This is a genomic window from Spirillospora sp. NPDC049652, assembly GCF_040675125.1.
Classification (GTDB): domain Bacteria; phylum Actinomycetota; class Actinomycetes; order Streptosporangiales; family Streptosporangiaceae; genus Spirillospora.
Genome location: NZ_JBFAOF010000165.1, coordinates 1 through 10,705, shown reverse-complemented (window position 1 = coordinate 10,705; position 10,705 = coordinate 1). Strand labels below are relative to the sequence as shown.

Genomic DNA, 10,705 nt, shown 5'->3' with positions numbered 1-10,705 from the left:
GCACGGCCAGCAGCGCCACCAGCGCGACGAGCGCCAGGCCGCTGAGCGTCGCGAACGCGATCCGCCAGCCGGAGAACCCGCCGAGCAGCGTCCCGAGCGGGACGCCGAACACGTTCGCCGCGCCGACGCCGCCGAAGATGATCGCGGTGGCCCGGGGAACGCTCGCCGGGGCCACCAGCCGGACGGCCAGGCCGCTGGCGATGGCCCAGAAGCCGCCGATCGCCACCCCGACCAGCACGCGCGACGCCACCAGGACGGCGAAGTCCGGCGCGAGGGCCGAGGCCACGTTCGCAACGGTCATCAGCGCCATGAGGCCGAGCAGCAGCAGCCGCCGGTCCATCCCGCCGACGAGCACGGGCACCAGCGGCGCGGCGACCGCCGCGACCAGGCTGGGCACCGTCACCATCAGCCCGGCCGTCCCCTCGGAGACCGATAGCGCCGACCCCACCGAGGTCAGCAGCCCGATCGGCAGTTGCTCGGCGGTGACCAGCAGGAACGTCCCGAGGGCCACGGCCCCGACCGCCCGCCAGCGGCTTCGCTGCCGCGTCCGCTCCCCGCTCGCCTGAGCGTCGCTCTGCTCGGTGGCCGTCACCGGATACCTCCTCCGCTCATTCGGGAGCGATCGCTCCCGTATGTCGGCTGGACCCTAGTATGGGAACGATCGCTCCACAAGTCGGGTAGGGTGGCGGCATGGCACGCCCCAGGCAGTTCGACGAGCAGGACGCGGTGGTCCGCGCGACCGACCTGTTCTGGCGTCGCGGCTACAACGCCACGTCCGTCCGGGACCTGGGCGCCGAGCTCAAGCTCACGCCCAGCAGCCTGTACCGGACGTTCACCGACAAGCACACGCTGTTCCTGCGCGCGCTCGACCACTACCGGGCCACCGACTCCGCCGAGGCCGAGCAGCGGCTGGACGCCACCGGCCGCCCCGTCCGCGAGGTGCTGCGCGACTGGCTGCTGTGGCTGGTCTCCTGCCCGGAGGAGGGGGAGTCCGGCCGGGGCTGCTTCGTGGTGAACACGGCGACCGAGCTCGGCACCGCCGACGATCAGGTCCGGCAGCGGACCGAGGCGGCGTTCGAGGTCACCCGCGAGGCGCTGCGCTCACTGCTGGACGAGGGACGGCGCACCGGCGAAATCCCCGGCGACCTCGACCTGGACGCCGCCGTGGAGCTGCTGTTCACGACGGTGCTCGGCCTGCGCGTGCGCGAACGCGCCGGCCACGACCCCGCCCGCCTGGCCACCACGATCGACGCCGCGATCAAAAGCCTCGGCTCCACCCCCGCCCACCCGTCCTGACCCGACCCGGCGACGACGCGAAGCCCGGACGAGGGGCTTACGGCGCGTTTCGCGCGGTCTCCCGCAAGGGTCAGGCCGGGCCGGCGGGATCGGCGCCCGCGTATTGATAGAGCAGCCACTCGGCGAACGCGACATCCGCAACCTTTTCCTGGTGGTGGTCGCGGATGGTCCGCCGTACCGCGGGGTCCTGGTAGAGGCGCAGGCAGGCCTGGCACCGGTGGGCGTACATGTTCTCCCATTCGATGTCCGGATCGTGGGTGGCCGCCCAGGCCAGGATCCGCTCCGGGCCCTCGACGCGAATCCAGCGTTTCAGGAAGTCCTCGCCGGCGGCCCGGTCCGCCTGCGACAGCGGAGTGCTCCGGATGTCGCCGATCCTCAGTTCTGGAATGTCCTGCATGCCGAGACCGCAGCAGGCGGTGATCGATCCGTCCGCCTGGACGGTCGTGGTCGTGAGGATGCTGTCGCAGCCGCTGCGTTGCGCGACGTTCCGCGCGTTCGCGGTCAGGCCGTCGGGATACGGTGCGGCCTCTTTCGGCGAGAGCGGCATCCAGGGGCTCTCGTAAATGGAAACGGGGCTGTCCGGAAACCGTCGCGACAGGGCGACATAGCCGGGCGTCTCCCGGATCGACTCGGCCGTGACCCGGCGGCGGTCGGTGATCTCCACCATCAGGGCGACACGCAGCCCCCCTGCCAGGCTGGCATGCATGCCGTCGAGCACCCTCTGCAGAGGTACGAACCGGACATGTTGATCACCGGTGCTGAAGTTGATCTCATCGAGCCCGGCCGACACGAAGTCTTCGATCTTTCTTCGCGCCCGATCGGGTCCACGAGCCCAGTGGCCGTTGGTCACCAGGCGGGTCGCGAGCCCGAGCGACTTCGACAGTTCGATGAGTTCGAGCAGGACCCGTCCGGCCAGGGTGGCCTCGCCGCCGGTGAACGCGACCAGCTCGTACCCGGCCTCGGCGGCCTGCCGGATGGCGGCCTTCATGTCGGCGGCCGACAGCCGGGTCCGTACGGCGGGCGAGCTGTGGGTGCCGCACGCGTCGCAGGCCGCCGTGCACTGCCAGGTCGGCATGAGGGACAGGACGCGGCCGGTGCCCAGCCGGCCGAACATGCTCACAGCTTCCGGCCGCGGCGGGCGGCGTCGCTGCCGAGCAGTCGCCCCTCGGCGCGCAGCGTCTCGGCCCGCTGCTCCAGCCGCTGCGCGAGCTGTGTCATCACCACGCGCAGATCTTCGCGGTTGACCCCCTCACCGAGGAGGGGGACGGGCACGGCCACGACGATGACCGCGACAAGGAGGATGATCGCCACGTGCACGAAGACGGAGGCCAGGGCGCCCGTTTCGAGGTCCCGGTCGCCCAGGAGCCACGCGTGCGCGAGTTCCCGATCCATGAACCGCGGCGCGGCGTCGGCGATGTCCTGGTACACCACCGACTTGTCCAAGGTCGCCAGGAACGCTCTTAACCGCTGCTGCTCGTCCTCGATCTGCGGGTACTCATCCGCGGCACGCCGTACGAGCACCTCGTTGTATTCGCCGGCCCACCGCATGAACTCCGGGTTGCTCAGGGCGGAGAACAGTATCCGGTTGGCCTGGTTGACCCCGCCCTCGCTGATCGGCGGCTGGTCAGGGAAGATCGCTTGGCTGACGGTGCCCGCCGGGTCGGCCAGGAAGACCTCACGAAAGGCGGGGCTCGCGTTCATCTCGCCGAACCAGTCGGCGATGCGTTCGCTGTACTTCGGATAATTCAGGATGAGCAGCTCATTGGGCTCCATGAGGCCAGCGTCATCGGCCCGGGCCCAACGCCACAAGCACGCCAACACCAAAGATTCTTCAGGTCGGCTCCTGACTACTGGACGGCGATCGCTTCGATCTCCAGCAGCATGCTCGGCAGTGACAGCGCGCTGACCTCGGCGAGCAGGCTGACCGGACGGCAGTTCCCGGCCTCCAGCAGCGCGTTGAAGGAGTCGTACTCCGCCTTGAACGCCTCCAGGTCGGTGGTGAAGATCCGGATCTGCACCACGTCGGCCAGCGTGAACCCGGCCTTGCCGAGCGTGTCGGCCAGCCGCTCAAGGGTCAGCTCCATCTGGCGCGGCATGTCGCCCTGCGCCGTCACCTGCCCGCGCTCGTCCCGCGACTCGTGGCCCGCCACCAGCAGCCACCGGCGGGGTGACTCCACGAGGACGGCGTGGTGGTAGGCGAGGTGCTGCCCGAACATGCGCGGGTCGATGTCCCTGCGTTCCATGATCCTTTCGTACCCGCCGTGACCAGCGGAAATGCCGGAACGGGACGGAAGGGCGGCGGGCTCGGCCGCTGGGAAGCGGCGCGGGCGCGTGGTAGGGTCCGGACATATCCGCGACGCCGTTCGGGCGATGCGGAACGAGGCCGAGAGGGGGATGAGGTTGATGACTGCGAAGGCGGTCGCTGTCGTGAGCGACGTCCAGGCCAACCTTCTTTCCCGGGCCTCGGCCGGACTCGGCTGAGTCGATCCGTCCAGCGGGATCGTTCCTTCTTCGGCGTGATCCGTGACTCTTCCCGTGTCCCCGGGACCCCTCTTTCAAAGGGTCTCCTTCGTTGTCTTCAGCATTCTTCCTTCAGGATTCGCCTGAATCCGAAGACGTCCTGCGCGCCTACGGGTGGGACGAGGCGTTCGACGACGCCTTCACCGCGCACCGCTCCGCGGGCCTGACGCCGGGACGCGTCGCCCGGGTCGACCGCGGCCACGCCACCGTCGTCACGGCGGACGGCTGGCTGCGCGTCGCCTGGTCCACGGCCGGCGAGCCGCCCTGCACGGGCGACTGGGCCGCGGTGCGGCCCGGCGACCAGCCGGAACTGGTGGCGCTGCTGCCCCGGCGCACCGCCATCGCGCGCTCCTCGGCGTCCCGCACGTCCCGTCCCCAGGTGCTCGCCGCCAACATCGACACGGTCGTGGTGACCGCGTCCCTGGCCACCGACGCGCCCGCGGGCCGGATCGAGCGCATGCTCGCCCTGGCCTGGGAGAGCGGCGCCGCCCCGGTCGTCGTCCTGACCAACGCGGACCGCTCGCGGCGGCCCGCCGGCGAGGTCCGGGACGAGGTGGCCGCCCTCGCACCGGGCGCGGAAACCCTCGTGGTCAGTTCCGTCACCGGCGAGGGGATGGACGTCCTGGCGGCCGTCCTCACCGGGACGATCGTGCTGCTCGGGCCGTCCGGCGCGGGCAAGTCCACCCTCGGCAACGCCCTGCTCGGCGCCGACGTGCTCGCGACCGGCGAGGTCCGGGAGGGCGACGGCAAGGGCCGCCACACCACCGTCCACCGCGAACTGGTCCGGCTGCCGGGCGGGGGAGTCCTCATCGACACCCCCGGCCTGCGGGCCGTCGGCGTCCACGACAGCGAGGCCGGCGTCCAGCAGGTCTTCGCCGAGATCGAGGAACTCGCCGCCGGCTGCCGGTTCTCCGACTGCGCCCACGCGAGCGAACCCGGCTGCGCCGTGCTCGCCGCGATCGACGACGGGACGCTGCCGCAGCGGCGCCTGGACAGCTACCGCAAGCTGCTGCGCGAAGCCGCCTGGGCCGCCTCCCGCCACGACGCGCGCCTGCGCGCGGAGCGCGAGAACCAGTGGAAGGCGATCATCCGCCACCAGCGCGCGACCTACAAGTTCCGGGACAAGCAGTCGTGAACGACGCCCGGCGTCCGAACTCCGACGCGCTTCCCGCATCCCCTGACCTTCATCCGCACCCCACCGAGGGAGTCCGCACCGACATGACCACCATCTGGACCACCCGTCCCGAGGCCTCCGACGAGGACCGCCGCGCGATCCGGGAGATCAACCTCGCGGCGTTCCCCACCGCGCTGGAGGCCGACCTCGTGGACGCGCTGCGCAAGGACCCGGCGGCCTGGCTGCCCTGGGGTTCCGTGATCGCCCAGAGCCCCGACGGAACCCCGACCGGCTTCGCGCTGCTGACCCGCTGCCACGTGGACGGCGCGCCGGCCCTCGCGCTCGGGCCGTGCGCCGTGCCCCCGGAGCACCAGGGGACGGGCGCGGGATCGGCGGCCATCCGCGCCGCGCTCGACGCCGCCCGCGCCGAGGGCGAGAACCTCGTCCTCGTCCTCGGGCACGCCCCGTACTACCCGCGGTTCGGGTTCACCCCGGCGTCGCGGTTCGGCATCCGGCCGTCCTTCGAGGTGCCGGACGAGAACATGATGGCGCTGAGCCTGGACCCGGCCCGTCCGGTGCCGTCCGGCACCATCCGGTACGCCGAGGCATTCGGCGTGTGACACCCGGTTGAGAACCCAGGGGCGAGCGGCGCGCCGCTCGCCCCTGGGCGACCGCGCCTTTTGGCCAGGTGGGAGAAGAGGCGTGACAAAAACGGTTCGCGCCGCTGCTCGTCGCGGACGGCCTCGAAAGCCTCGTCGGCGCATAGCCTCCGCCGCCCTCGTCCGGTGTCTCGTGGCCGTCCGAAAGGCCGGAAATCGTCCGGGCGCACCTGCTAGGTTCTCCGCTCGACCGGCGAAGGCCCGCGCCGAGGACGGCGTCCTTCGCGACGACCGGCCAGTCGCCGTGCCTGGGGTGTGCCATGAGGAAGAGCGTCATCGTGCTGGCCGGTACCCCGCTGGCCCTCCTCGGCGCGCTGGCCGCCGGTGCGGCGTTCGTCGTCACCCACCGGGCCGCCGTCGGCCGATCGGTGGAGGACTACGTCAACGGCAGGTTCGACGCCAGGCGGTTCGACAAGCTGGAGAAGCGGTTCGATGACACGCGGGCGGCCTTCGTCAAGGCCGAGGCCCGCATGCGGGAACTCGCGGCCGCCCGCCCCCATGCCGAACAGGTCGTCTGGAGCGGGACGCTGGTCTGCACCCGGGAGGGAGGACGGCCCCTGCTCGGCGACTGCAAGCCCACGAGCCCGGCCGACCGGGCCACGTTCGCGGCCCTGCCGAGCGCCGACCGGATCGTGTACCAGGTGAAGGACCCCGGACGCGTCTTCTTCCGCTTCTACGGAGAGGACCCGCCGCGCTACACCATCATGCGCGCGGCCGAGGGCACCAACCTCAAGGCCTACGCGAAGGAACGCGGGTTCCGGACCAGGCGGGCCCTGGAACCCGGATGGACGATCCTCGGGCCGATCTCCGACGTGGCCCGCGAAACCGAGCAGTGGGACTAGCGGTGGCCGGTGAAGAAGGCCCGGATGTCGTCCGCGAGGAGTTGGGGTTCCTCCTGCGCGGGATGGTGTCCGCCTGTGTCATAGGCGTTCCAATGCGTGATGGTGGTGTGGTCGCGTTCGGCGAACGCGCGGATCGACGGGAAGAAGTCCCCGGCGAAACACGCCAGCCCCAGCGGGAACGATGACGGCTCGGCGGACGGCCGGTTGCCGTGATAGCCGACCAGCGCCGAACTGCCGGCGGTGTCGGTCAGCCAGTGAATGGCGGCGTTGGTGAGGATGTAGTCGTCGCTCACCATGTCGCCGAACAACTGCAGGTTCCAGGCGAGCTGGCCGGCGGGGGAATCGGCGAGCGCGTGCGCCAGGGTCAGCGGCTGGGTGGACTGGAGACTGAGGTAGGCGCCCCGCTCGGCCATGAAGCGTTCGAGAGCGGCCAGCCTTGTTCTGTCGTCCGGTCCCAGCGCGGCGCGCTCCGCCGGATCACCGGACGGGAGGGAGAAGATCTGGGTGACGTGCACCCCGGCGACGCGGTCCGGGACCAGGCGTCCCAGCTCGATGGAGATGAGGGAGCCGACGTCGTTGCCGTGCACGCCGTAACGCTCGTAGCCGAGCCGGCGCATCAGCTCCGCCCACGCCGCGGCGACGCGGCGGCGGTTCCAGCCCGGCCCGGAAGGCGCGCCGGAGAACCCGAAGCCGGGCACCGAGGGGATGACCAGGTGGAACGCGTCGCGCAGCCGGTCGATCAGCGGCAGGAACTCCACGACCGACATGGGCCATCCGTGGGTGAGGATGAGCGGCAGCGCGTCCGGCCGGTCCGAAGGGATGTGCAGGAAGTGCACGTCGAGCCCGTCGATCTCGGTCAGGAACTGCGGATGGTCGTTGATCCGCCGCTCCCAGGCGCGCCAGTCGTAGCCGTCGCGCCAGTACCCGACCAGCTTCCGGACGCGGTCGCCGGGCACCCCGATCCCCTCGCCGGGCAGCGGGCGGGTGAAGCGGGTCGCGGCGAGCCGGGCGGCCAGGTCGTCCAGGCTCTCCTGCGGGATCTCCACGCGGTACGGCCGCATCATGACCGGACCGCCTCGTCCAGGGACCGGACGGCCTCGTCCGGCGTGCGGGTCGGCGCGCCCGGGGTGCGGGACGACGCGTCCGGGGTGGGGGTCGGGGCGTCCGGCGTCAGGGTCGTCTCGTGCAGCGTGCGGGCCAGCGCGTGCGGCGCGGTGATCATCGGCCAGTGCCCGGCGTCCAGGGTGACCACGTCGAGGTCCTGCGGGAGCGGCGGGCCCGGCGGGTCCCCGGCGCAGGCGATGTAGGTGCGGGGGAGGCTCCGCGCCGCGCCGAGGTCGGACGGCGCCGGGTCCTGGTAGGTGCCGATCGGCTGGCCGACGCCCCGCGCCCGCAGCCACGCCCGGTCCTCGGGGCTCAGCCCGTGCCGGCCGAAGTTGGCGTCGAGGACCTCGTCGCTCATCACCGGGATCCGCCCGTCCCGGACGGTCCCCATGACCAGTTCGACCACGGGGCCGGGCATGCCGTCGAACAGGCTCCTGCCCGGTTCGGGCAGCGTCGCGGCGACGTAGACCAGCCGCGCGATCCGTCCGGGGATCGTGTCGGCGGCGATCGTGGCCGGGGCGCCGCCGTAGGAGTGCGCCACGAGCGTCACGTCCCGCAGGCCGGCGTACTCGATCGCGGCGGCGATGTCCCGAGCGTGGGTGGTGAGCGTCGTGGCCGACGAGCCCAGGTGCGCGCGGTCGCCGAAGCCCGTGAGCGTCAGCGGATGCACCTCGTGGCCGTACGCGGTCAGCAGCGGCGTGACACGCTCCCAGGCCCATGCGCCCAGAAACGATCCGCCGACGAGGACGAAGGTCGACACGAGTCGACTCCTTTCGGTCGGTCTCCTGGACGTGAGGCTAGGGAGGATTGTGGACGTTTTCTGCCCTGATTAGGATCGGGTCCGTGTCCCGTCCCGCGACCCGCGTCCTGGCGCTGCTGGAGATCCTCCAGGACCGCGGCCTGGTGTCCGCCGAGGAACTGGCCCGGCGTCTGGACGTGGACGCCCGCGCGGTCCGCCGGTACGTCACCGCCCTGCGCGACATGGACGTCCCGGTCGAATCCGTCCGCGGACGCTACGGCGGCTACCGGCTGGCGCGCGGTGTGCGCCTGCCGCCGCTGATGCTCGCCGACGACGAGGCGGTCGCCGTCGCGGTCGCGCTCGCCACCGGCAAGGAGCAGCGGGAGGCGGCGGAGCCCGGCCCGGCCGACCGGGCGCTGGTCAAGCTCAACCGCGTCCTGCCCGGACCGCTGCGCCTGCGCGTCACGGCCCTGACCGCCGCGACCTCGGCGACCGCGGGCCCGCTGACCCCGGAACCGCAACTGGCGCTGACGCTGGCCGCGGCCGTCCACGCGCGGCGCACCGTCCGGATCGAGCACACCCGCGGCGCGCGCGAGGTGGACCCGTACGGGCTCGTCGTGCACGCCCGCCGCTGGTACCTGGTCGGCCACGACCACCTGCGCGGCGCCGTCCGCATGTACCGCCTGGACAGGATCGGCGACGCCGCCGAACTCCCCGGCCGGTTCACCCCGCCCGAGGGGTTCGACCCGGTCGACCACGTGCTGCGGACGCTGACGCTCGACGCCTGGACCCACCGCGCCGAGGTATGGCTCGACACCGACCTGCCGACCGCCCGCGACCACCTTCCGGCCACCTTCGGCGACCTGCGCGCCTGCCCCGAGGGCGGGGTGCTGCTGGTCAGCGGCGCGGAGAACCTCCCGGCCATGGCGCGCGTCCTCAGCGGCCTGCCCTGGCCCTTCACCGTCCGCGAGCCGCCCGAGCTGGTCACGGCCCTCGCCGAGCACGTCGCCGCGCTCACCGAGGCCGTCGCCCGCTCCCGTCCCACCCCTTAGCCCCGAGCGCTATGGACATCTGACGAACCTCCGGACGGCCCCTGTCGGCCGGGACGGACGCGGCCTAGTGTGTGGCTTCCCGAAGATCAGCAGAGAGGCATCCCCCCATGCTTCAGCCCGTCCGGATCATCGGCGTCTCCGTCGCCGCCGTCGCCCTCACCGGTTCCGTCTACGCCGCGACAGCCGTCTCGGCCTCGCCCGGGGGCGGCACCGCGCCCCACGCCCGCACCGTCCGTCCGACGGTGGACCCGGACGCCGTCGCCCCGGTCAAGGCCGCCGCGCAGGCGTGCGCGTACACGCAGGTGAAGCCGGTCAGCAAGTGGGTGGGGCTGCCCGTCTTCGACCCGGCCAAGGCGGCCAGGCCCTACACCGCACGGCTGCGCACCACCCAGGGCACGATCGCGTTCGAGGCGCTGACGGACCAGGCGCCCTGCACGACCTACTCGTTCCGCTTCCTCGCCGAGCGCGGCTTCTTCGACAAGACGCACTGCCACCGCTCCACGACCCAGCGGATCTTCGTCCTGCAGTGCGGCGACCCCACCGGCACCGGCAGCGGAGCTCCCGGCTACCAGTTCCCGGACGAGAACCTGGCGGGCGCTACCTACCCGGCCGGGACGGTCGCGATGGCGAACGCCGGCCCTGGCACCAACGGCAGCCAGTTCTTCTTCACCTGGAAGGACACCAAGCTCTCACCCGCCTACACCCCCTTCGGCCGGGTCACCCAGGGCCTGGACGTCCTCCGCCGCATCGGCGAGGCCGGCAACGACGAGCAGAACAACCCGGGCGACGGCTACCCGCGCCGCTACACCGAGTTCCACAAGGTCCAAATCACCCGCCACTAGCACTCCACACCGAGGCAGAGCCCTCTGAGCGTTCGTCACCGGCTGGGCGACGGACGCGGGCACCGTCTTCCGGAGGAGAAGAATGAGGCGAGCGCGGCTTTACTACCTCCTGGGGGTAGGCGTGATCCTGACCGTATGGTCGGGTGGCAATGCCCTATGGAAGACCGCGAACGGGGACACCGGAACAAGGACTTGGGCCGCCTTCGGCGTGGCGATAGGGGCCATAGGTTTCTCGGTCCTCGTCTTCCACATGATCAAGAGGGATCGCACCTAGACGACGAGGCCGCCGCGGCGGTGCCCTGCCGGTCATCTCCTGATCACCTTCACGGCAGCTCTTTGTGTCCAGGGCGGTAAAGCCCGTGACCAGGGACGCCGGTGCGCCAAGATGGCCGCCTGCGCAACGTCGGTCACACGAACGCACGGGGGTGGCGGTGGTGGACTCACAGGCGGCCGGTCGGGATGGACGGACGAGGGGCGGGACGGGCCTGGCGCGCGGCCTTCTGGTGACCGCCGCGCTGGTGGCCGGGGTCTGCGCGG

At 71.9% G+C, this 10,705-nt stretch carries 12 protein-coding genes; 6 read left to right on the top strand and 6 right to left on the bottom strand.

Translation table 11 applies throughout. The features are described 5' to 3' along the window. Positions 1 to 592 (bottom strand): MFS transporter (locus AB0J52_RS14035; RefSeq protein WP_500181974.1); only part of this gene is annotated, 592 nt, incomplete at its 3' end. A 98-nt stretch (positions 593 to 690) separates the two neighbouring features. Here AB0J52_RS14035 and AB0J52_RS14030 point away from each other — a divergent pair. Then, a complete protein-coding gene (locus AB0J52_RS14030; RefSeq protein WP_500181973.1) occupies positions 691 to 1,296 on the top strand; it encodes a TetR/AcrR family transcriptional regulator in 606 nt (201 codons plus the stop codon). Positions 1,297 to 1,366: 70 nt separating this feature from the next. Here AB0J52_RS14030 and AB0J52_RS14025 read toward each other — a convergent pair whose 3' ends face one another. The 3 genes from AB0J52_RS14025 to AB0J52_RS14015 all read right to left on the bottom strand — a co-directional run bounded on the left by AB0J52_RS14025 (position 1,367) and on the right by AB0J52_RS14015 (position 3,539). Further along, positions 1,367 to 2,410 carry a radical SAM protein gene (locus AB0J52_RS14025; protein ID WP_500181972.1) on the bottom strand — a complete coding sequence of 348 codons (1,044 nt, stop codon included), beginning with the start codon at positions 2,408 to 2,410 and terminating at the stop codon, positions 1,367 to 1,369. Between the two features lie 2 nt (positions 2,411 to 2,412). Beyond that, a complete protein-coding gene (locus tag AB0J52_RS14020; protein ID WP_500181971.1) occupies positions 2,413 to 3,069 on the bottom strand; it encodes a hypothetical protein in 657 nt (218 codons plus the stop codon). Between the two features lie 74 nt (positions 3,070 to 3,143). Beyond that, positions 3,144 to 3,539, bottom strand: coding sequence for a Rid family hydrolase (locus AB0J52_RS14015; RefSeq protein WP_500181970.1), 396 nt, complete (start codon positions 3,537 to 3,539; stop codon positions 3,144 to 3,146). A gap of 329 nt (positions 3,540 to 3,868) precedes the next feature. On the opposite strand from AB0J52_RS14015, the gene rsgA reads away from it, so the two are divergent. The 3 genes from rsgA (at position 3,869) to AB0J52_RS14000 (ending at position 6,431) form a co-directional block, all read left to right on the top strand. Continuing rightward, a complete protein-coding gene (rsgA, locus tag AB0J52_RS14010) occupies positions 3,869 to 4,951 on the top strand; it encodes a ribosome small subunit-dependent GTPase A (RefSeq protein ID WP_500181969.1) in 1,083 nt (360 codons plus the stop codon). Between the two features lie 83 nt (positions 4,952 to 5,034). Beyond that, positions 5,035 to 5,550, top strand: coding sequence for a GNAT family N-acetyltransferase (locus AB0J52_RS14005; RefSeq protein WP_500181968.1), 516 nt, complete (start codon positions 5,035 to 5,037; stop codon positions 5,548 to 5,550). Between the two features lie 299 nt (positions 5,551 to 5,849). After that, positions 5,850 to 6,431, top strand: coding sequence for a hypothetical protein (locus AB0J52_RS14000; protein WP_500181967.1), 582 nt, complete (start codon positions 5,850 to 5,852; stop codon positions 6,429 to 6,431). Here AB0J52_RS14000 and AB0J52_RS13995 read toward each other — a convergent pair. Next, positions 6,428 to 7,495, bottom strand: coding sequence for an epoxide hydrolase family protein (locus tag AB0J52_RS13995; protein ID WP_500181966.1), 1,068 nt, complete (start codon positions 7,493 to 7,495; stop codon positions 6,428 to 6,430). The genes AB0J52_RS14000 and AB0J52_RS13995 overlap by 4 nt on opposite strands. Then, a complete protein-coding gene (locus AB0J52_RS13990; RefSeq protein WP_500181965.1) occupies positions 7,492 to 8,295 on the bottom strand; it encodes an alpha/beta fold hydrolase in 804 nt (267 codons plus the stop codon). Before AB0J52_RS13990 ends, AB0J52_RS13995 begins: the two co-directional genes overlap by 4 nt. 83 nt (positions 8,296 to 8,378) lie before the next feature. On the opposite strand from AB0J52_RS13990, the gene AB0J52_RS13985 reads away from it, so the two are divergent. Together AB0J52_RS13985 and AB0J52_RS13980 are read left to right on the top strand one after the other, a co-directional pair. Continuing rightward, on the top strand, positions 8,379 to 9,326 hold the full coding sequence (locus AB0J52_RS13985) for a helix-turn-helix transcriptional regulator (RefSeq protein WP_500181964.1): 948 nt from the start codon (positions 8,379 to 8,381) through the stop codon (positions 9,324 to 9,326). Between the two features lie 107 nt (positions 9,327 to 9,433). Beyond that, positions 9,434 to 10,168 (top strand): peptidylprolyl isomerase, encoded by a 735-nt coding sequence (locus AB0J52_RS13980; protein ID WP_500181963.1) that lies wholly within the window; start codon positions 9,434 to 9,436, stop codon positions 10,166 to 10,168. Positions 10,169 to 10,705: the final 537 nt, after the last annotated feature.

Bases quoted from the DNA above. Each gene is read 5' to 3' on its own strand.
- AB0J52_RS14005 (WP_500181968.1), top strand. From the start codon at position 5,035: ATGACCACCATCTGGACCACCCGTCCCGAGGCCTCCGACGAGGACCGC.
- AB0J52_RS14015 (WP_500181970.1), bottom strand. From the start codon at position 3,539: ATGGAACGCAGGGACATCGACCCGCGCATGTTCGGGCAGCACCTCGCC.
- AB0J52_RS14025 (WP_500181972.1), bottom strand. From the start codon at position 2,410: ATGTTCGGCCGGCTGGGCACCGGCCGCGTCCTGTCCCTCATGCCGACC.
- AB0J52_RS14020 (WP_500181971.1), bottom strand. From the start codon at position 3,069: ATGGAGCCCAATGAGCTGCTCATCCTGAATTATCCGAAGTACAGCGAA.
- AB0J52_RS14030 (WP_500181973.1), top strand. From the start codon at position 691: ATGGCACGCCCCAGGCAGTTCGACGAGCAGGACGCGGTGGTCCGCGCG.
- AB0J52_RS13995 (WP_500181966.1), bottom strand. From the start codon at position 7,495: ATGATGCGGCCGTACCGCGTGGAGATCCCGCAGGAGAGCCTGGACGAC.
- AB0J52_RS14000 (WP_500181967.1), top strand. From the start codon at position 5,850: ATGAGGAAGAGCGTCATCGTGCTGGCCGGTACCCCGCTGGCCCTCCTC.
- AB0J52_RS13980 (WP_500181963.1), top strand. From the start codon at position 9,434: ATGCTTCAGCCCGTCCGGATCATCGGCGTCTCCGTCGCCGCCGTCGCC.